The sequence below is a fragment of the Sphingopyxis sp. OAS728 genome (genome assembly GCF_014873485.1).
Taxonomy (GTDB): domain Bacteria; phylum Pseudomonadota; class Alphaproteobacteria; order Sphingomonadales; family Sphingomonadaceae; genus Sphingopyxis.
Genome location: NZ_JADBDT010000001.1, coordinates 3,269,615 through 3,293,003, shown reverse-complemented (window position 1 = coordinate 3,293,003; position 23,389 = coordinate 3,269,615). Strand labels below are relative to the sequence as shown.

Here is a 23,389-nt window from a genome sequence, read left to right as displayed (position 1 = left end):
CCCAGCCGACGATCGGCGGGGGCCCGTTCGCTGCCGCCCCCTATGCGCCCGCACGGCGCGCGGCTCAAGGCCTCGTTCGCGCCCCTGCGTTAAATAATTTCAATTTTCGGATTTTCTGTTGCGTGAACGCTCTCAGCCCACCCCCTCAGGTGCTGGGCGTGATCGCGACCGCCTTCTTCGCCAGCTTCGCCACCAGCGCCGGATCTTCGGCCGCCTTGGCGACGATTCCGATATGTCCGCCCGGCATCGCGCGCGCGATCAGCACGACAAATTCGGCGTCGCCGGCATCATGTTCGAGGATCAATGCCGGGTGTGCACGGCGCAGCGCTTCGACCTTTTCGTCGGGTCGTTCGACGCGGTTCGCGGGCTTCCGGCGTGCGCGCGCATCCTTGACCAGCCCCTTGAGCCCGCCCGGATAGCGATCGAGATAGGCGCCAAGCTCTCCGCGGCCCACGCCCTCGTCCTTGGCATGACCAAGCACACAGGCATATTCGGCGAGGCGCGTCTTGTCATAGGTCGCGCCGAAAACCAGCTTCACGACCGGGGTCATCGGCGCACGCTCCTGCGCGGCGAGGCCGGCATCGGCGAGCAGCTCGGCAAAGGCTTCGGGCTGTTCCTCGGCGGCAAGCGCGAAATCCCACGCTTTGCCGACCGCCTGATAAAGCGCGCCACGACTGCGGCTGTCGGCGGCGATCGCGCGCTCGGCGGTTTCGCGCGCGAGCGCCAGCCAGTCGGCGAGCTCGGCATCGTCGCCGGGTTCGGCCGGCACCGCGTCCGCATCCGCGACAACATCGGCATCGGGGAACAGGTCGGCGCTTTCGTCGAGCGCGGAAAAGCCGGGTGCGGCATCCTGATCGAGATGCTCCGAATCGGGGCCGTCGGCCCACACGGGCACCGGTGCGGTCAGCGGCGCCGCACTGCGCAGCGCCTGTTCGACCGACAGTTGCAGTTCCTCCTGCTGATCGGCGGGGACGCCTTCCTTCCAGTTGATCACGCCCATGATGAAATCGATGGTGTCGTCATCGGACGAAAAGGGCAGCAGGATGCCGCGATACATGATCGTCGTGCCGCGATCGTTGACGAATTCGGCCTCGAAACCGATCGGCGCGCGGTTGGCGATGATCTGGAGATAATGATCGGTCAGCCGCGACAGCAGAGAGCGGCCGGGAATCTGGCTGATATAGTGGACCTCTTCGTCGATCTGCGATTCTTCGCGCAGCTTGTCGCCAAGGAAGGCGAGCCCGGGATTTTCGATACCCTGGGTGAAGTCGAGAAGGACCGAATAGGCACCGAAATCGGCGCTTTCGAGGTCGAGATCCTCGACCGAGGGATAGGCCCGGTCGGCAAGCAGCGAAGCCCAATAATTATAGGCCCGGACCTGCATCCGCCGTTCGTCGACGCCCACGGACGCGGGCGCATCGATCGCCGCATCCTCCTGGTCGTGGCTGCTCGAAAGCAGCCCGCGCATGCTGTCCATCATTTATCCCCAGTCGCAAACATCGGTAAATCTTATGCACCGGGACTGGTAAAAGCGGCGTAAACGATGGCTGGGGCGGCCCGCTGTACCGCGGACCGCCGTTATTTCTGCCGGTGGCAGGATGCAATGCAGCCTGGTGCGCTAGTTCGTCACAGGACTTCTTCGTCGGCGCGGTAGCGTGCGCCCGGCGTGCTGGTCGACAATTCGCCCGCCATCGCCTGACGGTCGGCTTCGAACGCATCCCACCGCGAAACATCGTGCAGGCCGGGGATGGTCACGCGTTCGCCGCGCGCGAGGCCGATCAGCGCGGCGTCGACAAGGTCGTCGGCGCGCATCACGATTTCGCCGGGCAGATGCTCGACCGGCGTGCCGGCGATGTCCCAGAAATCGGTCGCGGTCGCGCCGGGCAGGACAACCTGCACATGGACGCCGGTGCCTTCGAGTTCGTGGTGCAAATTCTGGCTGAAGGCGAGGACAAAGGCCTTGGTGCCGCCATAGGTGCCGTTCAATATCTCGGGCGCCACCGCAACGATCGAGGCGATGTTGACGATGGTGCCGCGTCCGCGCGCGACAAAGGCGGGAAGCACGGCATAGGTCAGGCGCATCAACGCATCGACATTGAGCGAAACCATCTTGCTCATCGTGTCGACGGCGGAGTCGAGCGCCTTCGCGGTCGATCCGGTACCGGCATTGTTGACGAGCAGCGTGATCGACCGGTCGTTGGTGAGGCGCGCCTCGATCCGCCGGACATCGGCGGGGTCGGCAAGGTCCGCCGCGATGGTTTCGATCTGTCGGCCGGTCTTTTCGCGAATCATCTTCGCGGCCTCTTCGAGCTTGCCGACGCTGCGCGCGACAAGGATCAGGTCATAGCCCTGACGGGCGAGGCGATCGGCATAGATGGCGCCGATCCCGCTCGACGCGCCGGTGATGAGGGCGGTGCCCTTTGCTTCGTTCATGGTTGCTTCCTTTCCAGAGTGATGGGGATGGAAGCGATCTAGTCTGCGCATCGGGGCGCCAGTAGCCGGCGAAACCAAGAGCCAGCCTCTCACTGGCTGGAAGCCGGAGCGCGGCGTCCGCGCGAGGCCTCGGAACTGTACGCGAGCATTTATGTATGGTCTACTTTTTCATATGTACCATGCAATCTCTGGATTGCGATATATAATATACTGTATTTTCGTTAGATTTCTACAAATCTAAAATTCCGAACGCACCGTCATATATTCATTATGCATGGTATATTGCATGTTTCCTGATGGAGTCGAAGATGACGAGCGGTGATGTCGGCAACGAAAAGCTGCGCTGGATCCTGTGGGCGGGATGGCACGGCAAATGTCCCGAATGCGGCAAGGGCCATATGTTTCGCTCGTGGCTGAAGCTCGCCGATCGCTGCGAGAATTGCGGCCTCGACTTCAGCTTCGCCGCGCCCGACGACGGCCCCGCCTTCTTCTCGCAGTGTATCGTCGCCTTTCCGCTGACCTTTGTGATCGTGTGGATGCAAATCGCCTACAGCCCGCCTTTGTGGGTGCATCTGGTCTTTTCGATCCCGGTCATGGTGATCGGGTGCGTGCTGCCCCTGCGCCCGATCAAGGGCTGGCTGGTCGCCTCGCAATATGTGAACAAGGCGCAGGAATCGGGCACCGAGCATTTATGGGCGAAGCTCAATGCGCGTGAAAAATTCGAGGCGGACGAACGGCATGGCAGCTGACGCATGGCTCCCGGACATCGCGGGTGCCGCAGGGCCCAAATATAAGGCGGTGACCGCCGCGATATCGGCGGCAGTCGCGCGCGGCGACCTTCGCCACGGCGACCGCCTGCCGCCGCAGCGTGACCTTGCGGTGAAACTCGGCATCGACCTCACCACCGTGACCAAGGCCTATGATCTCGCGCGGCAGCGCGGGCTGATCGTCGCGCGCGGCCGCGCCGGCAGTTTTATCAGCGAGGATGTCCGCACCGGCGAGGTCGCAACCGCGGCGCAGAGCGACATCGCGATGAACAGCCCGCCGATCCCGATCGAGAGCCGCCTGACCGATGCGATGGCCTCGGCGTTGGGAACCCTCGCCCGCGCCGACGGCCTCGCGCGGCTACACTATCAGCGGCCGGGCGGCGCGGCGGCGGACCGCGAAAGCGGCGCCGAACTGCTCGCGCGGATGGGCCTGTCGTCGTCGGTCGAACAGATTGTCGTCACCGCGGGCGGACAAAATGGGCTGCACGCGGTTGCCTCGACGATGCTGAAGCCGGGCGACCGCGTCGCGTGCGGGCGCTTCGTCTATCCGGGCTTCGCCGCAATCGCGCGGCGCATGGGGGTCACGCTCGTCCCGCTTGCCGAAATGGCCGCCGACGCGCTGGAGGCCGCACACGCGGTCGCGCCGCTGCGCGCGCTCTATGTCGTCCCGACCAACGACAATCCGACCACCGCGACGCTCACGGTCAAGGAACGGCGCGACATTGCAGCATGGGCACAGGATGCCAGAGTCCAAGTCATTGAAGACGATGCCTATGGCCTGCTCCCCGACGCGCCGATCCCCGCGATCGCAAGCTTCGCGCCCGAAGTCAGCTGGCATGTCGCGAGCATGGCGAAGATTATTTCGCCGGCATTGCGCGTCGGGTTTGTCCGCGCGCCCGGGGTCGCCGAAGCGATGCAGATCGCGTCGTGCCAGCATGAAAGCGCCGTAATGGCACCGCCGCTCAATGTCGCGATGATCTCGCTGTGGCTTGCTGACGGGACATTCGACACTTTGGTCGACGCGGTACGCAAGGAAGCGATCTGGCGGCAGAGATTGGCGCACAGCGTGCTCGGCGACGGACGCCACAACGCGCATCCGCAGGGCTATCACCTGTGGCTACCGCTTGCCGACGACAGCCCGCCCGACGTGCTCGCCGCAGCGCTCGCGCTCGACGGGCTGTCGGCGGTGCCGTCGAACCGCTTCGCCGTCGCGCCCGGCGCGCCCAAGGCGGTGCGTATCTCGCTGGGCGGAACGATCGACCGCCGTGGACTGTCGCGGGCGCTGCACCGGCTCGCGGCGCAGCTATGGATTCCGGGCGGCGCGGCGAGCCATATCGTCTAGCTCGACCAGCCGCCCGCGAGCGCGCGGAACAATGCGATCTGGCGCCGCGAAATCTGCCCATCCTGTTCGGCGAGCGTCGCCTCGGCTTCGGCAAAGGTCCGTTCGGCGTCGAGCCATTCGAACGAATCCGATGCGCCTTCCTCGCGCTTGGCGCGGACGATCCGCACGGCGCGTTCGGACTGGTCGCGCGCGGCGCGCAGCGCCTGACGCTGTTCGAGCGAACGCGCATAGGACGACAGCGCGGTCTCGGTTTCCTCGAGCGCGCGCAGCACGGTGCCGTCGAATTCGGCGAGCGATGCCTGCGTATCGGCCTCGGCCGCCGCGATCCGCGCGCGCGCGGGTTCCTGGTTCGGGAAGGCCCAGTTGAGCAGCGGCCCGAGCAGCCAGCGCAGCGGACCACCGCCGAACACATCGCCGAAGCCCGTGCCCGTTGAGCCCGCCGAACCGCCCAAGGTGATGCGCGGGTACAGGTCCGCCGTCGCGACGCCGATGCGCGCGGTATCGGCGGCAAGGCGGCGCTCGGCAGCGCGAATATCGGGACGGCGCTTCAATAGCGCCGCCCCATCACCGACTGGGATGGGGTCGGTGATTTCGAGGCTGATGTTGCGGTCGCCAGCGATGGCGGGCAACGCGGCGGGAGCACGACCGGTCAGAGTCGCGAGGCGGAACAAGGCCGCCTGCCGTTCAGCTTCGATGGAAGGAATGTCGGCCGACCGCTGGTCGCGCAGCGTCGTGATGCGCGCGAGGTCGAGCCCCGTCGCCATCCCGACGTCCTTGCGACGCTGCGTCAGTTTGACCTGCTGGTCGAGCAGGCCGACGATGCGCCGCGCGACGTCGAGCCGCGCCGCGCCCGATGCCGCGTCCGCATAGGCCTGCGTCGTGTCGGCGGCGACGATCACGCGTACCGCATCGGCGTTGGCCTCGGCGGCTTCAGTATCGCCGCGTGCGGCCTCGATCGAGCGGCTGACGCGGCCGAACAGGTCGACTTCGTACGAAACGTTGATCCCGACATCGACCGCCCAATCTTCGCGGTCGGCGCCCGGCAGGCGCTGGCCCTCGGGGCTGCGGCCGTAATTGGCACCGGCGCCGATCTGACCCTGTGGCAGGCGGTCGGCGCGAGCGCCGCGCAGCGAGGCACGCGCGCGGGCGATATTCGCGACCGCGACGCGCACGTCGGTGTTGTTCGCAAGCGCATCGCCGACGAGCCCGTCGAGGACGGGATCATTATAGAGGCGCCACCAGTCGGCGGCGACCGGATCGAGCGACACCGCGGGGCTGTTCGCCGAAACGAACGGCCCGGTCGCCACCGGCGCCGACGCCGATTGCGGCGCCTTATAGTCGGGACCGACGGCGCAGGCGGCGAGCGCGAGGGCCGAGGCGGCGGTGAGGATATTGCGGAGGATCATGATGTTACTCCTTATTCCGCCGGAACCGGCAGCGCGGTCCCGTGGTCGTCCGACCCGCCGCGCCGCGCACGCCGCTCGGCCGACCATTGGCTGAGCGCGCGCGCGACGACGTAGAAGGTCGGGGTGAAGATGAGGCCGAACGCCGTCACGCCGAGCATGCCGAAGAAGACGGCGGTGCCGAGCGCCTGGCGGAGTTCCGCGCCCGCCCCGCTTGCGATCAACAGCGGCACCGCGCCGAGGATGAAGGCGAAGCTGGTCATCAGGATCGGACGCAGACGGTCGCGCGCGGCGCGCACCGCGGCTTCGATCGGCGACAGGCCATCTTCTTCCTCGGCCTGCTTGGCGAATTCGACGATCAGGATCGCATTCTTCGCGGCAAGCGCGATGAGCACGACGAGCCCGATCTGCGTCAGGACATTATTGTCCATCCCGCGCAGATTCACGCCGATCATCGCCGCAAGCAGACACATGGGCACGATGAAGATGATCGCCAATGGCAGCATCAGGCTTTCATATTGCGCTGCGAGCACGAGGAAGACGAAGACCACCGCGAGCGCGAAGACGATGCCTGCGGTATTCGCCGCCGCCTTCTGCTGGAAGGCGATACCGGTCCATTCGGTGCCGTAACCTGCGGGCAGATTGTCGGCCGCAAGCTTTTCCATCGTCGTCAGCGACGCGCCCGAAGACGAACCCGGCGCGGTATCGCCATCGATCTCGACCGCGGGGAAGAGATTGTAGCGCGTCACGCGGTACGGCCCCGTGCGGTCCTCGAAATTCGCGACCGACCCGATCGGCACCATCGCCCCCGAATCCGACCGCGTCCGGAGATTCGCGATATCGGCGACGGTCTGGCGATAGGGCGCGTCGGCCTGTGCGGTCACGCGATAGGTGCGGCCGAGCAGGTTGAAGTCGTTGACGAATGCCGAGCCGAGATAGACCTGCAGTGCCTCGAACACCCGTTCGGGCGGCACGCCGAGCGCATTCGCCTTGGCACGATCGATATCGGCAAAGATGCGCGGGTTCGACGGGTCGAAGAAGGTAAAGACGTTCGCAAGACCCGGGGTCTGGTTCGCCTTGCCGATCAAATTGTTCGTCTCGTTCGCGAGCGCGGCATAGCCGTTCCCGCCGCGATCCTGCACGATCATGCGGTAACCGCCCGCCGAACCGATGCCCTGGATCAGCGGCGGCGGAATGACGACGATCTGCGCATCGGTGATGTCGGCGGTGCGGGCACGCGCCTGATTCATGATGTCCTCGAAATTGACGCCGAGTTTCTTGCGCTCCTCGAAGGATTTGAGCGGGAAGTAGGCAGCGGCCGAGTTCGGCGCGAGCGTCTGCGACGGGCCGTCGAAGCCCGCAAGCATCACCGAGCCGAGGACGCCCTCGACCGGCAGCACGCGCGCGGCGACCTTCTTCAGCACCGCATCGGTACGTTCGACCGAGGCGCCCGCAGGCAGCTTGGCGACGACGAGGAAATAGCCCTGGTCCTGTGCGGGGATGAAGCCGGTCGGCGTCGCCCAGAACAGCCCCGCGGTCGCGGCGATGAGCCCCGCATAGGTGACCATCATCTTTTTCGGCGCGCGCACGAGCCGGTCGGTCAGCGACGCATAGCCGTTGCTCAGCCGCTCGAACGCCGCATTGAAGCGTTCGCCGGCGCGGTGGATATGCGCCATCAGCCATCCGTCGGCCTGCGCGGTAGCGTGCGGCTTCAGCAGGATAGCGGCGAGCGCCGGCGACAGCGTCAGCGACAGCACGAGCGAGATGATCGTCGCGGTCGAGATCGTCACCGCAAACTGCTGGTAGAAGGCGCCCGACAGGCCCGTGAGGAACAGGGTCGGTACGAACACCGCGCAGAGCACGAGCACGATCGCGACGAGCGCACCCGAAACCTCGTCCATCGATGTCCGCGCGGCTTCGAGCGCGGACATGCCTTTCTCGAGATTGCGTTCGACATTCTCGACGACGACGATCGCGTCGTCGACGACGATGCCGATCGCGAGCACCAGCCCGAAGAGCGAAAGGTTGTTGAGGCTGTAGCCGAACGCCGCGAGCACGACGAAGGTCCCGATCAGCGATACCGGGATCGCAAGCACCGGAATGATCGCCGCGCGCCATTTCTGGAGGAACACAAGAATGACGATGACGACGAGGAACACCGCCTCGATCAGCGTTTCCATCACCGCGTCGATCGACTGGGCGATGAATTCGGTGGGGTTATAGATGACCCGATATTCGAGCCCCTTCGGGAAATTCTTCGACGAGGATGCCATTTCGGCCTCGACCGCTTCGGCGGCGGCGAGCGCGTTCGAACCGGGGCGCTGGAACACCGCCATGATGACGGTCGGATCGCCCGAAAGATAGGTGTTGCTGTTGTAATCCGACGCACCGAGCTCGACGCGCGCGACGTCCGACACGCGGACCTGCCGTCCGTCGGCATCGCTGCGGATGACGATATTGGCGAAATCCTTGGGATCGGTCAGGCGGCCCTGCGTTTCGACGTTGAGCTGGAAATCGCTGCCATTGGCATAAGGGGGTTGCCCGAGCGTACCGGCGGCGACCTGCACATTCTCACGGCGCAGCGCGGCGACGATCTCGCCTGCGGTGAGGTCGAGCGCAGCGGCGCGGCCCGGGTCGATCCAGACGCGCATCGCATAGTCGCGCGCACCGAACAGCCGCACGTCGCCGACGCCGTCGATGCGGCTCAGACGGTCGCGGAGCTGGGTCAGCGCATAGTTGGAGATATAGGCGCGATCGAGCGACTTGTCGGGCGAAACGAGGTTCACGACCATCAGGAAGTCGGGCGACGTCTTGCGCGTCACGACGCCAAGGCGCTGCACCGTTTCGGGCAGGCGCGGGGTCGCGATCGCGACGCGGTTCTGCACCAGCACCTGCGCGGCATCGAGGTCGGTGCCGATCTTGAAGGTCACGGTGATCGTGACGACGCCGTCGCCGGTCGACTGGCTGCTCATATAGAGCATATTGTCGACGCCGTTGATTTCCTGCTCGATCGGCGCCGCGACCGTGTCGGCCACGGTTTCGGCCGATGCGCCCGGATAGCTGGCGGTCACCGTCACCGTCGGCGGGACGATGTCGGGATATTGCGAGACGGGTAGGCCGATATAGGCGACCGCACCGACGATGGTGATGATGACGGCGAGCACGGCGGCAAAGATCGGCCGGTCGATGAAGAAGCGTGATAGGCGCATGGGAGAGCCCCTGTTCTATGATCTATCAATCCTCCCCTCCCGCTTGCGGGAGGGGCAGCGAGACTTGCGAGCTTGCTCGCTAGTCGCAGCGGGGAGGGCGCGATAACAGGCCCTCCCCCGACCCCTCCCGCACGCGGGAGGGGAGGTTAGTCACTTCGCGAAGGTCGCCTGCGCCGACACCGGTTCGGTGGCGGCGGGCACCCCCTGCTTCGGCGCCGTGGCGGCGATCTTGCCGGCCTTGGTCACCGCCTTGGTGCCGGGGCGGGCGAACTGGTAACCGTTGATCACGACCTGATCGGTCGGGGTCAGACCCGAACGGATGACGCGCAGGCCATCGACTTCGGGGCCAAGTTCGACCGGCTTCGCCGCGACCGTCCCGTCCTTGCCGACGACGAAGACGATCTTGCGCGCCTGGTCGGTCTGCACCGCGGCGGCGGGGACGAGCAGCGCGTGCGCCGTCTGGCCCGTCGACAGGCGCATGTTGCCGAACATGCCGGGAGTCAGGAACATCTCCGGGTTGCGGAAGCTGGCGCGGGCGCGGATCGTGCCCGAGCGCGGGTCGAGGCCGTTGTCGGTGAAGTCGAGCTGGCCCTTCCAGCGATAGTCGCTTTCATCCTGCAGGCGAACTTCGACCGCCGCCCCCTTGTCGCCACCTTCGCGCTTGGTCTTGAGGAACAGCGCCTCCGAACCCTGGAAGGTGAAGTAGACGGGATCGAGCGCGTTGATCGTGGTGAGCAGCGTTCCGCCGGCATCGCTTGCCGACACGAGGTTGCCCGCGTCGATCTGGCGATCGGAGATACGGCCGCTCAGCGGCGCGCGGACGACGGTGAATTCGACATCGAGCGCACGCGCCGCGATGCGGGCGTCAGCCCCGGCCAGCGCCGCATTGGCGGCGTTGACGCGGGCGCGCAGGCGGTCGATTTCGCTCTGCGATACCGCTTCGACATCGACGAGGCGGCTGGCGCGGTCGAGTTCGAGGCGGGCGAGCGCGAGGTCGCTGCGCGCACTCGCCGCCGAAGCGCGCGCTTCGGCGAGCGCGGCGCGATAGGGGCGCGGGTCGATGGTGAAGAGCGGCTGGCCCTGACGGACGATCTGGCCGTCGGTGAAGTGGATGCCGGTGATCGCGCCCGAAACGCGCGGACGCACCTCGACCGCTTTCGAGGCTTCGAAGCGGCCGATATATTCGTCCCACAAGGTCACATCGCGCGCGATCGGCGCCGCGACGGTGAGCACGGGCGCGGGCGCGGCGGCAGCGGGCGGCGCGCCATCGCGGAGCAACCACCAGGCGCCGACGATCAGCACCAGAAAGGCGCCGACCCATGCGGCCCGACGGCCGCGGCCGGGGTGGAGCAAGGTTTTGAGTTCGCGGCGGACCTTCGCATCGGCGGGGTCGAGCTTTTCGATCGGGGTGTGGACGGTCATGACGTTGCCCTCTTCTTCTTTTCGTTCGGTTCGGCTGCGCGCGGAGCGCAAAGGTTCACAGCACCGAAAGCGCCTGCCTTCGGTCCGGTCTTGAAACAGTCCTTGATGCTGGACGGCCCTCTTCGAAGAGGACGGCCGCCCCTCCAGTCACCCGCACCTTATCGATGCGCGCGCCGGCTCCCTGTTATGTCTTGCGGACAAACGCCAATGACGCCCGACCGGAACAGGACCCGCTCCCGGGGAAAATGGTGACGAAGGTTCCGACCGCCGCATGATCTGTGTCACGCAGCGGTCGGTCTCGGGGGAGAGCCTTTGTATACTGAGTGGTATATAAATCTTGTTGCGCTGCGTCAAGACCATTCTGTACCGGGCAGTAAAATTTTTCTTTCGGGCTATTTACCCGAGGCTTAGCTCAGCGCCCCGGCCACAGCTTCAGGCTGGTTTCGACCAGCCGTTCGAGCTCGGCGCGCGTCGCGCCTGCCCCAGCCTGCACCGACATACCCTGATTGACGGCAGTCAGGAAGGCAGCGAGCCCTTCGGCGTCGGTGTCGGGCGGAAAGTCGCCTTCTTCCTTGGCGCGCGCGAAACGTTCGAGCATCGCCTTCTTCGCCGCCGCGCCGCGTTCGAGGACGGCCTGCCGGATGCATTCGGCTTCCGCGCCGCACGCGACCGACGTGATCACGCCAAGGCAACCGTTCGGATTCTCGGGGCAGGTGTACATGTCGAGCGCGCCGTACATCAGCCGCTCGGCGACACCGCGCGCGGTCGGCGCATCGAGCGCCGCGCGCATATAGTCGGCCTTTTCGCGCTCATAGAGGTCGAGCGCCTTGTTGAAGAGTGCCTCCTTGTTGCCGAACGCTGCATAGAGGCTGGGCTTGGTGATCCCCATCGCCTCGGTTAGGTCAGCCATCGACGCGCCCTCATAGCCCTTCGACCAGAAGACGCGGAGCGCCGACGCCAACGCCATGTCGACGCAAAATTCGCGCGGACGGCCCTTGTGCGGAGCGGCAACGGTAGCGGTTTCGATTTCCATAACGGCTGGTATATAAGTGGTGGATCGCAACTTGTCCAGTGGCGCGCCGGTTAGGCGAGCCGTGTGTCGATCGGTAGGCCGCCCTTCAGCGTCAGCGTCACCGGCGTCCGCTCGGCAATATCGGCGAGCCGTGCCTTCTGCTCGTCGTCGAGCCCCGCAATTGTCAGGACCCGGTCGACCCGTAGGCCGTCCTTGCTCAGTAAGCGCAATCGCACATCGACCGATTCGAGGGGCCATCCCTTGCGATCGGCATACATGCGAAGCGTAATCGCGGTGCAGGCGCCGAGTCCGGCGAGCAGGAAATCATAAGGCGCGGGTCCCTCATTCTTGCCGCCGAGCCCCGGCCCTTCGTCACCGATCAGGTCATGACCGCTGACGTTGATCTCGGTGCGATAATGATCCTTGCCGATGCGGGCGGTTCCGTGGGCCATGACGATCCTTTCTGGCGATGGGACCAGCATCCCTATTCCGGGTTACGACGATACGACAAGCCCAAACCCCGGCGCAGCGCTGCACCGGGGATTCAGTCTTTTCCGGTTTCTCACGTCGCGGGCGCTGGCGAAACCCGCGTCCAGAAATCGTCGAAAGCATGCGCATCGAAAAAGGCAAACGCCCGCACGATCCGCCCGTCCCTCAGCGTCAGGATCCACGCATAGCTGTTGATATAGGGCTTGCCGTCGCGCGCCGTGCCCTGCGCGTCGAAATGCGCGATCACCGTGTCGCCCTCTGCATAAAGCGCGTGCACGCTCGGGATCAGCCGCGTGCTCATCCGGGCGTTGAACGGCCGGATGACCTCGCTCATGAACGCTTCCTTCGACGGATAGGTCTTGCTCGCGAGCGAGTTGCCCGAGATCGTCCACACCGCATCGTCGGCAAGCAAGTCGTAAGGACCGCCGGTTCCCGCCGCCCAGGCGTCCATCGCTTTGGCGATCGTCGCGCGGTTGGTTTCGGCTTCGTTCGCCGAAGCCTTGGCCGTGAGCGCCAGCGCGGCAACCGCGAGGCCGACGGTCTTGATCAGATTCTTCATCGTCTCTCTCCTCAATTCAGCGCCGCGACGGCGGCGGTTGCCACTTCGAAATCCTGATCGACCATGCCGCCCGACACGCCGACCGCGCCGACCAGCCGGCCTTCGGCGTCCTTGACAGGTACGCCGCCGGGAAAAACGATCAGCCCGCCGTTGGTGCGGTCGAAACCCGGCGAGGTCCCGCCCGGCTTGACGAAGTCGTAGAGCGCCTCGGTGTTGAAGCCGAAGAGCGCAGCGGTGCGCGCCTTGTTCAGCGCGATGTCGGCCGAGCCGAGGAAGGCGCCGTCCATGCGGAGGAAGGCCTTCAAATTCGCGCCATCGTCATAGACGGCGATGTTCATCGGCACCCCGATCGCGTCGGCCGCCTTGCGGGCGGCGGCGATGGCGGCGTCGGCTTGCTGCTGGTTGATGCTCATCTCTTTATCCTCTCGGAAAGAAGAACCGGCCGCGGCGGGGGAAGGGCCGCGGCCGGTCATTGCGGGGGTCAGATCCGGTTCTCCCAGGCGTCGAGCTGGTGCTGCTTCAGCATGTCCTCGATCACCTTGGGCATCACATTGCGGAACTTGCCTTCGTCGGCGGGAACGGCCGCGATCATGTGATCGATCATTTCCTGCGCATCCATCTTGCCCTCGGGCGTCGCGAAGAAGTCGTCGAAACCCTTGCGGAGATCGGCACGCTTGGTGAAGTTGACGCTGTCGTCGAGCCAGCGGAACGGATTGTCCGCCATCGTTTCGTTATAGCCGGTGTAATAGGCGCCGGGGTTCATCGTCTGGACCTTGACGCCATAGGCGGCGAGTTCCTGCTGCATCGCCTCGGCAAAGGCTTCGAGCGCATGCTTGGTCGAGACGTACGTGCCCCAGTTCGCCGGGGTGAACAGCCCGCCCATCGACGAGGTGAAGACGACCTTCTTGCCCTGCGACTTGCCTTCGCGGACCCAGCGCTGGACGATGCCCTGCGTCAGCTGGAGCGGCAGGAAGACGTTGATCTCGTAATTCTTGCGAACCAGGTCGAGCGGGATTTCCCAGACCGGGCCTGCTTCGCCCATGCCGGCATTGTTCCAGAGGACATCGATGTCCCAGCCCTGGGCCTGGCGGATGTCATAGGGGTCGGTGAGGTCGAGGCGTTCGACGCGGATCTTGTCGCTGAGGCCCAGTGCCGCGACTTCTTCGCGGAGCGGGGTGACCTGCGACGAAACCTGCACGGTCGCGATGATATTGTGGCCGTTCTTGGCCATGCCGATGGCGGCGCCCTTGCCGAAGCCGCCCGCGGCACCGGTGATGAGGATGGTCTTGCTCATGTCTAATCTCCTTCAACTTTCGAATGTCGGCGCGGGGTTGCGTCCGATGAGTTGGAGGTAGATCACCCGGCGGCGGCCCGCCGTTCGCGGCTTGCGGCGACTGTTCCGAAATTGCGGTAACGGCGCCTTCGTGGCAGGAAATTGCCGCTTATCGATTCGTCAGGCTGCTTTCGGAGGGGTTCGAGCAGAGATGACCATGGCACCCGCCATGCCCATATTGAAGGAATCCGAGGGTTCGCTCGATGCGATGGCGCGCATCCTCGACCGGCCGCCGATCACCATGTCCGACGGTCTGCGCGGCGACACCCTGCTCACCGGCCGCTGGCAACATGGTCCGGTTCACAACACGCTCGCAGCGCTCCCGGCGCATGTCATTGTCGCCCATCATGGCGGCGACAGCGACATGGCGCTCCGCGCTTCGGGCGGCGTCAACATCCGCGCCCGCTCGCGCGCCGGCACGATGGTGATTATCCCCAGGGATCAGGACGGGCGTTGGGATATTTCAGGCAATTCGGACGTCAGCCACGTCTATCTGACGCACGAAAGGCTGACCTCGACCGTCGAGGAACTGACGAACGGCCGCGATTTCGACCTGCTCCACCGCGTCGCGTTCGAGGACCCGACGGTGGTCAATCTGATCACGATGCTCAGCAACGAAGCGGCAGCGGGCGAGACGAGCTCGCGCCTGTTCGTCGAGCAGGCGATCGACCTGCTCTGCACCCAGCTGGTGCGTGGCCATTCGAGCTTCGGCGCGCTCGACGACCCTAACGCAAAGCGCGGCGGCCTCGCCGACTGGCAGGTGAAGCGCGTCGTCACCTATATGCGCAGCCGCATGGAGGAAGAGATCGGGCTCGACGAGCTTGCGGCGCTCGTCCATTTGAGCCGCTTCCATTTCTGCACCGCCTTCAAGAAGGCAACGGGGCGCAACCCGCACGAAACGCTGACGATGATGCGCATCGCGCGCGCCAAGGAATTGCTCGCCGACCCCGATATGCCGGTGACCGAAATCGGCCTTTGCGTCGGCTACCAGACCCCCTCGTCGTTCGCGGCGAGCTTCCGCAAGACGGTCGGCATGAGCCCCAGCGACTTCCGCCGACGGCTCTAGAAACGCAATCGCGCCGCTCTCAAGGGAGAGCGGCGCGACGCGTGCGGCCGGGGGAAAGCCGCTTGGGGGGAAGCTTCGATCAGGCGGCTTCGGCTACCGCAAAGTCGGTCGACACCGACACCGCGCGCCATTTGGCGACGATCTCGGCATCCGAGACATGCTTTGCCTCGATCGCCGCAACCGTGTCGCTGCCGAGCGGCAGGCGGACGGGCGGGTTCGCGGCGTCGGCGAAATCGACAAGCACCTGCGCTAGCTTGTCGGGATCGCCCGGCTGGCCGTGGTTCAGGTCGGCAGCGACCTGCCGGACGCGGCCCGCCGTTTCGGCATAGTCCGCAATCTCTCCGCCGCTGACCGTCAGCGAGGTGGCATCGAGGAAGTCGGTACGGAAATAGCCGGGCTCGACCACCGTCACATGCACACCCAAGGGCGCGAGTTCGGCGTGGAGCGCCTCGGACAATCCTTCGACCGCGAACTTGGTCGACGAATAGACGCCGAAGCCCGCCGCGCCGCGATAGCCGCCGATCGACGAGATGTTGAGGATGCGCCCCGAGCGCTGCGCACGCATCACCGGCAGAACGGCGCGGGTGACGTTGAGCAGGCCGAAGACATTGGTGCGATACACCGCCTCGACATCGGCCGCGCTCGCTTCCTCGACCGCGCCGAGCAGGCCGAAACCCGCATTGTTGAGCAGCACGTCGATCGAACCGAAGGCTTCGACCGCCGCGGCGGCAGCCGCCTGGGCCTGCTTCTCGTCGGTGACGTCGAGCGGCAATGCGACCAGCCGCTCGCGGTTGCCCAGCGCCTCGATGACGGCTTCGGCGCGGCGCGCGGTTGCGACGACATTGTCGCCCTGTTCGAGCGCGAGCTTGGCGATGCGAAGGCCGAAGCCGCGCGATGCGCCGGTGATGAACCATGTTTTCATGTCGGATACTCCTTTGCTTGATTGACAGGAGCCGGTTTACCAGCGGCCGAAACACGCCGCCGTCGCGCGATTTCGGCGATTGTTCCAAAATTGCGGTGGCGTGTCGGGCGCCGATTTGCCGCGCAAGAAATGTCAAAACTCGTTGCAAGGCGCGCTAAAGCCATGGGGCACCCACCGCCCTAGCTTCCACCTTCGACAGGGCTCGCAGAAGCCCCGCCAAATTGGGAGAAGGACTATGGCAGCTTTGCCTTTTGTGCGCGCCACGCTGGCTGTGCTCGCGGTTTCGACATCGACCTTTGCCATGGCGCAGGAAGCGCCGCCGGCCGACACGGGTGCGACCGACGGCGATATCGTCGTCACCGCACAGCGCCGCGAACAATCCTTGCTCGACGTGCCGCTAGCGGTCACGGCGCTCGGCGGCGACACGCTGGCTGACCGCGGCATCACCAATTCGGCGCAGCTCGGCGATGCCGTCCCCAACCTCCAGATCAACAGCCCCTATGGCGATACGCAGCCGAACTTCTCGCTGCGCGGGATCGGGGTCGCGAACGAATATAACAGCAACCAGGCCTCGCCCGTCGGCGTCTATCTCGACGACGTCTATCTCGCGCCGCGCACCAGCCACGGCATGGGTCTCTTCGACCTCGACCGCATCGAGGTGCTGCGCGGGCCGCAGGGGACGCTCTTCGGACGCAACACGACCGGCGGCGCGATCAACTTCATCACCAAGAAACCCGATCTGTCGGGCACCAACGGCTATCTGCAGGTCGGCTACGCCAATTTCGACACCTTCACCGCGCAGGGCGCCGCCGAAGCAACGCTTGCCGAGGATGTCGCGGGGCTCCGCCTTGCAGTGAATTATGCCAAGGGCGACGGGCAGATAAAGAACATCTTCCCCGGCGGGCGCGATGCCGCGTCGGTCGACACGCTGCAGGGCCGCGCCTCGCTGCGGGTCAAGCCGGTCGAGACGCTCGACATCGTGCTGCGCGCCTATGCTGGCCGCGATCGTGGGACGCAGGCGGCGGTCCACGGGCTCGAGCCCTTCCGCACCGGGCTCGGCTTTTTCGAAACCAACGAAAACCGCATCGGCGAGAACCGCACCGACGCATGGGGCTTCTCGGCGAACATCGCGCTCGAACTCTCGGACACGCTCAGCCTGACGTCGATCACCAGCTATGACGGCGGCAAGCAGGACCTCCAGCAAGCCGCCGACGGCGCGCCAATCGATGTGCTCGATATCAACTGGCGCTCCAACTATCGCCAGTTCAGCCAGGAACTGCGCGGCAATTACGAGGGCGACGGGCTGACCTTCGTCGGCGGGCTCTTCTACGGCTGGGACCGCAATATCACCGACAACACGTTCAACCTGCCGCTGCCGCCGGCGGGCGGTTTCTTCCAGCATTACCGGCAGGTGCGCAAAAGCTACGCCGTCTTCGGGCAGGCCGACATCGACCTCGCCGACCGGCTCGTGCTGACGCTCGGCGCGCGCTACACCAAGGACAAGTCGCGCTACGACGATGCCTTCGCTTACCTGTTCGTCGGCGGGGTCGACGATCCGCAGACGCCGATCGCGACGACGGTGCCCTGCGCCGGGGTCGCGGGCACCTGCCCCTATGATCCCGCCGCGCGCTTTGCGCTCGCCGACACCAACAATGCACTGACCGGCCGCGTGGCACTGAGCTACACCTTCGCCGACGGTCCGCTCGTCTATGCGAGCTACAACCGCGGCTACCGCGCGGGTGCGGTCAACGGCGGCGGCTATACCTCGTCGAGCGGCATTGGCTATATCGAGCCCGAGCGCGTCAATGCCTATGAAATCGGGATCAAGGGCCGCGCGGGCGGGCGCCTGCTAACCTATGCCGCGTCGGCCTTCTATTATGATTATTCGAACCAGCAGCTGCAGGACACGCGCGCCGGGCCGGTGTCCTTTTTGGTCAACGCGCCCTCATCTGAAGTTTATGGCCTAGAGTTCGAAACGACGCTGCGCCCGGTGGACGGTCTGCGCATCGACGCATCGCTCGGCTGGCTGCATTCCAAATATAAGGAGCTGACGCTGCAGGGCGCCGACCTGTCGGGCAATGAACTGCCTTTCGCGCCGAAACTCACCGCGCAACTCGGTTTCGAATGGGATGTCGTCGACCTCGCCGGCGGCACAATCACCTTCGCGCCGAACATGGCCTATTCGAGCCGCCAATATTTCTCGCCGTTCAACGAGATCAATGCACCGGGCACGCCGCAAGTGAACAGCGAACTGCAACAGGGCGCCAATGCCAAGGTCAATGCGTCGCTCAGCTGGAGCAACGACGCGCTGACGATCCGCGCGTTCGCGAACAATATCTTCGAGCGAAAAACCTATGGCTATGGCCTCGATCTGCGCGGTGCGGGCTTCCCGTACAACTTCCTCGTGCCGAGCGCGCCGCGCACCTATGGCGTGTCGCTGCGCTACAGCTTCTGACGATGACCGACCTCAAGGATCCGGACCTTTACGTCGGCGGCATGCCCTATGCCGAGCTCGCGGCGCTACGCGCTGCGGGCTCGGTCCACTGGAACCCAGAGAATGACGGTGCGGGGTTCTGGGCGGTGCTGGGGTTCGACGATATCGTCACCGTGTCGCGGCAGGTCGATCTCTTTTCCTCGGCACATGAAAATGGCGGGCACCGGATCTTCAACGAGAATGAGGTCGGGCTGACTGGCGCGGGCGAGTCGGCAATCGGCATCCCCTTCATCTCGCGCGACCCGCCGACGCACACCCAGTATCGCAAGTTCGTGATGCCCGCGCTGTCGCCCGCAAGGCTCGAAGGCATCGAGGCGCGCATCGCCGAGCGCGTCGAGCGCCTCTTCGCCGATGTCCCGCTGAACGAGACGGTGAACATCCTCCCGCTCCTCACCGTCCCGCTGCCCCTCCTCACCCTCGCCGAGCTGCTCGGCGTCCCCGCCGACATGTGGCACGACCTTCACCGCTGGACCGACGCCTTCGTCGGTGAGGATGATCCCGACTTTCGCCAGTCGCCCGAAGCGATGGCGGCGGTGATGGGCGAATTCATCGGCTTCGCCACCGCGCTGTTCGAGGAACGCCGCGCCAACCCCGGCCCCGATATCGCGTCACTGCTCGCAAATACCGAGATTCAAGGAAAGCCGGTCGCGCTCGGCGACTTCATCGGCAACCTGATCCTCGCGCTCGTCGGCGGCAACGAGACGACGCGCAATTCGATCAACCACAGCCTGATCGCCTTCGCTAACAACCCCGATCAATGGGACAGGGTCCGCGCCGACCCCGGCCTGCTCCCGAACGCGGTCAAGGAAATGGTCCGTTACGCCAGCCCCGTGATCCACATGCGCCGCACCGCGACGCGCGACACCAAGCTCGGCGGCCAGCCGATCCGCCGGGGCGACAAGGTGGTCGTCTTCTACCCCGCGGGAAATCGCGACCCGTCGGTCTTCGCCGATCCCGACGCCTTCGACATCGCCCGCCCGATCCGCCAGCATCTCGCCTTCGGCGCGGGCACGCATGTCTGCGTCGGCTCGCGCCTCGCCGAGATGCAATTGCGACTCGCCTTTGCGCAAATGGCGCGTCATGTTCGGCGGATAGAAATATCGGGAGAGTCGAGCCGCGTGCGGTCGAACTTCATCAACGGCTTCAAGCGGCTCGACGTCAGGTTGGTGACGTGAAGAACGAAAGCGTCTGGGATAATAAGGAGATCATCTGCGACGTCCTCGGCCGCGCGCCCGACGTCGAGATGGGATCGATCGGCGATGGCTGGTCGCTCTGCCGCTGGCGCCAGTTCGTCGGCAGCTACACCCTGCCCGCGCTGCCGCAACCGATCTTTACCGTTCATGTCGCGGGCAAGCCGCAGGTCAAGACCTGGGACCGCGACGGCTGGACCGAAACCAGTTCGATTCCCGGCTGCGCAACGATCGTCCCCGCCGGGATGCCGACCGGCTGGCTCGTCGACGGTGAGCTCGATGTCGTGACCTTGTCGATGTCGTCGGACGTGCTCGCGGGCCAACCGCATGCCGAACAGTTCAACAAGATGCGCTTCGCCTTCGCCGACCCGCTCGGGGTAGCATTGACCCGCCAGATCCTCTCCGAACTTTACGCGCCGCAGGCCGAGGAACGCACCGCCTATGTCGCCGCGATGGTCAATGCGCTGAAGGCGCATATCCTCTCGGGCCCGCCCGCGCATGGCAACCCGACCGAAATCCCGATTTCGGACTTCTCGGCCTACCGGCTCCACAAGATTATGAACGCCGTGCTCGCCAACCCCGCCGAGGAACATAGCCTTGAGGCGATGGCATCGGTCGCCGGCGTCACGCCGTCGCATTTCTGCCGCCTGTTCAAAAAGGCAACGGGCATCTCGCCGCACCAATATGTGATGAAGGCGCGGCTCGACCGCGCGCAGCAGATGCTTGTCCAGACCGACCTCAGCCTCGCCGCGCTGTCCGAGGCGACAGGATTCACCAGCCAGAGCCATTTCAGCCGCGCCTTCCGCGCCTGGTTCGGCATGGCGCCGAGCGACTATCGCCAGCAGGAACGGCGCGGGCTTCACTGAACGGAGAAGATGATGACCGAAGCGAAGGCGGCCGTGGTGCGCCAGCCCGGCGGCGATTTCACGATCGAGACGATCGAGGTCGAAGCGCCGCGCGCGGGCGAGGTGCGGGTGCGGATTGCGGGCGTCGGCCTGTGCCACACCGACCTGATCTTTCGCGACCAGTTCGCGCCCTTCGCGCTCCCGGGCGTGCTCGGCCATGAAGGCGCGGGGGTGATCGAGGCGATCGGCGAAGGCGTCGAGGGACTGGCGGTCGGTGACGAGGTGGTCGTCGGCTTCTCGAGCTGCGGCGCCTGCCCGCGCTGCGACGAGCATCTGCCAAGCTATTGCCAGAGCTTCGTGCCACTGAACTATGCGGGGATGCGGCTCGACAACGGATCGACCGCTTATGCCAAGGATGGCGAGCGCGTCACCTCGCACTTCTTTGGCCAGTCGTCCTTCTCGGCGCTCACCGTCACGCGCGCGCGCAATGTCGTGAAAGTCGACACATCGAAGGTCGCGCTCGAATTGCTCGGGCCCCTAGGCTGCGGTTTCCAGACCGGCGCGGGCGGGGTGATGAATTCGCTCGCTTGTCCTGCGGGGTCGAGCATCGCGATCTTCGGCGGGGGGCCGGTCGGGCTCGCCGCGGTGATGGGTGCGGTGATCCGTGGCTGTGCGACCATCATCCTCGTCGAGCCCGTCGCCGCGCGGCGCGAGATCGGGCTGGAGCTGGGCGCAACGCATGTCATCGACCCCGCCGAAGCGGGCAATTTGACCGACGCCTTGCGCGCGATCGTCCCGGCAGGCCTCGATTTCGCCTTCGACACCAGTGGCGTCGTCGCCGTCATCGAGGCCGGGCTCGCGTCACTCGGCAGCCACGGGGCGATCGGGCTCGTCGGCGTCCCGTCGAAGGCCGATGCCGCGATCAGCGTCAATATCGCGGCGCTGATGACCCCCGGCCACCGCATCATCGGAATCATCGAGGGTGATAGCGACCCCCAAAGCTTCATCCCCGAACTGATCGCGCATCACGCCGCGGGGCGCTTCCCGTTCGACCGGCTCATCAAGACCTTCCCGCTCGCCGAGATCAACGGAGCGCTGGCCGCGCAGGCGCGCGGCGAGTGCATCAAGGTCGTACTGATACCCTGAGGAGAGAGAGACGATGGATTTCGCCCGCGACTATGCTATGCTGATCGGCGGTAAGCTGGAAGGGGGCAGCGCCCGCTTTGACGTGCTCAACCCAGCGACCGAACAGGTTATCGGGAGCGCTCCCGAAGCCGGCCAGGCCGACCTCGACCGCGCCATCGCTGCCGCCCGCGCCGCTTTTCCCGGTTGGGCCGCGACCCCGATCGAGGACCGCAAGGCCGCGCTGACCGCAATGGGACAGGCGATCATGGCCAACGCCGACGCCTTCAAGCGCCTGCTCACCGCCGAACAGGGCAAGCCGCACGCCGAGGCCGCGGGCGAGGTCATGGGCGCCGGCTATTGGCTGATGGGCGCCGCGTCGCTCGACCTGCCGGTGACGGTGAATGAGGAGAGCGACGAGCGGTACAGCGAGACGCGCCACGTTCCGCTCGGCGTCGTCGGCGCGATCGCCCCGTGGAACTTCCCTCTCCTGCTCGCGATGTTCAAGGTCGGTCCGGCTTTGCTTGCGGGGAACACGATGGTGCTAAAACCCTCACCCTTCACCCCGCTCGCGACGCTGAAGTTCGGCGAGCTGGTCAAGGATATCCTGCCGCCCGGCGTGCTCAACATCGTCACCGGGGGCGACGCGCTCGGGCCATGGATGACGAGCCACCCCGGCTTCGACAAGATCAGCTTTACCGGATCAACCGCGACCGGCCGCCGTGTAATGGAATCGGCGGCGCCGACGCTGAAACGCGTGACGCTCGAACTCGGCGGCAACGACGCAGCGATCGTGATGCCCGACGTCGATGTCGAGAAGGTCGCCGAGGAGCTGTTCTGGGCCGCCTTCCGCAACAACGGCCAGATCTGCATCGCGACCAAGCGCATGTATGTGCACGAGGACATCTACGAGGAGCTGAAGCAGGCGCTCGTCGCCTATGCGAAGACTGTGAAGGTCGGCGACGGCTCCGAACAAGGGACGCAGATCGGCCCAATCAACAACAAAGCGCAATATCGCCGCGTGCTCGACCTCATCCAGGACGCGAAGGACAAGGGCTATACATTTCTTGTCGGCGGCGAGACTGCGGACGTGCCCGGCTATTTCATCCCCGTCACCATCCTCGACAATCCGCCCGAGGACAGCCGCATCGTGCAGGAGGAGCAGTTCGGCCCCGTCCTGCCGCTGATCAAGTTCGACGATTATGGCGATGTCGTCGCGCGCGCCAATGCCACCGACTATGGCCTCGGCGGCTCGGTATGGGGGCAGGACGAGGACCGGGCATTCGAGATTGCGCAGCGCATCGCGAGCGGCACCGTTTGGGTCAACGAGACGCAGCATCTTACCCCCACTGCGGCGTTCGGTGGGATGAAGCAATCGGGGGTCGGCGTCGAAGGCGGGCTCGAAGGCCTGCTCGAATATACGAACGCCCAGACGATCGTGCGGCGGAGGAAGGTTACCGCTTGAACCATCGGGCGGAAAACCTACATTGATATCATCGTCAACAAAGCGAAAGGAGGTGGTCGAATGTCTCATTGTCACACGCCGCATGCGGCAGATTTGAGCATGACCTTCCTCGCGGGGGTCCGACTCGGATAATCGTCCGCGAACAGGCACGACAATGGAAGGGCTGCTCCGAAAGGGGCAGCCCTTTGTCGTTGGGGCTACGAACAACCCGTTCTCGTCAGGTTGCCGTCAGAAACCGGCGCTACAGATTGCGGGAATGGGGGCCAAGTCCATGGCATCGACGCACGCGAACTTCGATTTCGCATCTTTGGGGAAA

The 23,389-nt window shown here is 65.4% G+C and carries 19 protein-coding genes; 8 read left to right on the top strand and 11 right to left on the bottom strand.

Features of this window, described 5'->3' with window-relative positions; genetic code table 11:
• Positions 1 to 145 precede the first annotated feature (145 nt).
• Both GGC65_RS15585 and GGC65_RS15580 read right to left on the bottom strand, forming a co-directional pair.
• Entirely contained in the window at positions 146 to 1,477 is a 1,332-nt protein-coding gene (locus tag GGC65_RS15585; RefSeq protein ID WP_192649565.1) for a hypothetical protein, read from the bottom strand.
• 149 nt (positions 1,478 to 1,626) lie between these two features.
• Positions 1,627 to 2,433, bottom strand: coding sequence for an SDR family NAD(P)-dependent oxidoreductase (locus tag GGC65_RS15580; protein WP_192647997.1), 807 nt, complete (start codon positions 2,431 to 2,433; stop codon positions 1,627 to 1,629).
• A 308-nt stretch (positions 2,434 to 2,741) separates the two neighbouring features.
• Here GGC65_RS15580 and GGC65_RS15575 point away from each other — a divergent pair, with 308 nt between their 5' ends.
• Together GGC65_RS15575 and GGC65_RS15570 are read left to right on the top strand one after the other, a co-directional pair.
• Complete coding sequence (locus GGC65_RS15575; protein ID WP_192647996.1) at positions 2,742 to 3,182, top strand: DUF983 domain-containing protein; 441 nt, start codon at positions 2,742 to 2,744, stop codon at positions 3,180 to 3,182.
• On the top strand, positions 3,172 to 4,542 hold the full coding sequence (locus GGC65_RS15570) for a PLP-dependent aminotransferase family protein (RefSeq protein WP_192647995.1): 1,371 nt from the start codon (positions 3,172 to 3,174) through the stop codon (positions 4,540 to 4,542). Before GGC65_RS15575 ends, GGC65_RS15570 begins: the two co-directional genes overlap by 11 nt.
• Here the strand turns inward: GGC65_RS15570 and GGC65_RS15565 are convergent.
• The 8 genes from GGC65_RS15565 to GGC65_RS15530 form a co-directional block, all read right to left on the bottom strand.
• Complete coding sequence (locus GGC65_RS15565) at positions 4,539 to 5,948, bottom strand: efflux transporter outer membrane subunit (protein WP_192647994.1); 1,410 nt, start codon at positions 5,946 to 5,948, stop codon at positions 4,539 to 4,541. The genes GGC65_RS15570 and GGC65_RS15565 overlap by 4 nt on opposite strands.
• Before the next feature lie 11 nt (positions 5,949 to 5,959).
• Positions 5,960 to 9,154, bottom strand: a complete 3,195-nt coding sequence (locus GGC65_RS15560; RefSeq protein ID WP_192647993.1) for an efflux RND transporter permease subunit — start codon at positions 9,152 to 9,154, stop codon at positions 5,960 to 5,962.
• Positions 9,155 to 9,304: 150 nt separating this feature from the next.
• Positions 9,305 to 10,576 (bottom strand): efflux RND transporter periplasmic adaptor subunit, encoded by a 1,272-nt coding sequence (locus tag GGC65_RS15555; protein WP_192647992.1) that lies wholly within the window; start codon positions 10,574 to 10,576, stop codon positions 9,305 to 9,307.
• A 412-nt stretch (positions 10,577 to 10,988) separates the two neighbouring features.
• Positions 10,989 to 11,609, bottom strand: a complete 621-nt coding sequence (locus GGC65_RS15550; protein ID WP_192647991.1) for a TetR/AcrR family transcriptional regulator — start codon at positions 11,607 to 11,609, stop codon at positions 10,989 to 10,991.
• A 50-nt stretch (positions 11,610 to 11,659) separates the two neighbouring features.
• Positions 11,660 to 12,040: an OsmC family protein gene (locus GGC65_RS15545; protein WP_192647990.1), complete on the bottom strand. Its 381-nt coding sequence runs from the start codon at positions 12,038 to 12,040 to the stop codon at positions 11,660 to 11,662.
• A 110-nt stretch (positions 12,041 to 12,150) separates the two neighbouring features.
• Positions 12,151 to 12,636: a nuclear transport factor 2 family protein gene (locus tag GGC65_RS15540; RefSeq protein ID WP_192647989.1), complete on the bottom strand. Its 486-nt coding sequence runs from the start codon at positions 12,634 to 12,636 to the stop codon at positions 12,151 to 12,153.
• Between the two features lie 11 nt (positions 12,637 to 12,647).
• Positions 12,648 to 13,049: a GlcG/HbpS family heme-binding protein gene (locus tag GGC65_RS15535; protein ID WP_192647988.1), complete on the bottom strand. Its 402-nt coding sequence runs from the start codon at positions 13,047 to 13,049 to the stop codon at positions 12,648 to 12,650.
• A gap of 68 nt (positions 13,050 to 13,117) precedes the next feature.
• Positions 13,118 to 13,930, bottom strand: a complete 813-nt coding sequence (locus GGC65_RS15530) for an SDR family oxidoreductase (RefSeq protein ID WP_192647987.1) — start codon at positions 13,928 to 13,930, stop codon at positions 13,118 to 13,120.
• Between the two features lie 190 nt (positions 13,931 to 14,120).
• On the opposite strand from GGC65_RS15530, the gene GGC65_RS15525 reads away from it, so the two are divergent.
• Positions 14,121 to 15,035 (top strand): helix-turn-helix transcriptional regulator, encoded by a 915-nt coding sequence (locus GGC65_RS15525; RefSeq protein ID WP_225940845.1) that lies wholly within the window; start codon positions 14,121 to 14,123, stop codon positions 15,033 to 15,035.
• Positions 15,036 to 15,114: 79 nt separating this feature from the next.
• Here GGC65_RS15525 and GGC65_RS15520 read toward each other — a convergent pair whose 3' ends face one another.
• Positions 15,115 to 15,957: an oxidoreductase gene (locus GGC65_RS15520; protein WP_192647986.1), complete on the bottom strand. Its 843-nt coding sequence runs from the start codon at positions 15,955 to 15,957 to the stop codon at positions 15,115 to 15,117.
• A gap of 235 nt (positions 15,958 to 16,192) precedes the next feature.
• On the opposite strand from GGC65_RS15520, the gene GGC65_RS15515 reads away from it, so the two are divergent.
• From GGC65_RS15515 to GGC65_RS15495, 5 genes are read left to right on the top strand one after another with little or no spacing between them, the layout of a single operon-like run.
• Complete coding sequence (locus tag GGC65_RS15515) at positions 16,193 to 18,412, top strand: TonB-dependent receptor (RefSeq protein ID WP_192647985.1); 2,220 nt, start codon at positions 16,193 to 16,195, stop codon at positions 18,410 to 18,412.
• Positions 18,413 to 18,414: 2 nt separating this feature from the next.
• Positions 18,415 to 19,626: a cytochrome P450 gene (locus tag GGC65_RS15510; RefSeq protein WP_192647984.1), complete on the top strand. Its 1,212-nt coding sequence runs from the start codon at positions 18,415 to 18,417 to the stop codon at positions 19,624 to 19,626.
• Entirely contained in the window at positions 19,623 to 20,507 is an 885-nt protein-coding gene (locus GGC65_RS15505) for a helix-turn-helix domain-containing protein (protein WP_192647983.1), read from the top strand. Before GGC65_RS15510 ends, GGC65_RS15505 begins: the two co-directional genes overlap by 4 nt.
• Positions 20,508 to 20,519: 12 nt before the next feature.
• A complete protein-coding gene (locus GGC65_RS15500) occupies positions 20,520 to 21,632 on the top strand; it encodes an NAD(P)-dependent alcohol dehydrogenase (RefSeq protein WP_192647982.1) in 1,113 nt (370 codons plus the stop codon).
• A gap of 13 nt (positions 21,633 to 21,645) precedes the next feature.
• Positions 21,646 to 23,073, top strand: a complete 1,428-nt coding sequence (locus GGC65_RS15495; protein ID WP_192647981.1) for an aldehyde dehydrogenase family protein — start codon at positions 21,646 to 21,648, stop codon at positions 23,071 to 23,073.
• The last annotated feature ends 316 nt before the right edge of the window (positions 23,074 to 23,389 follow it).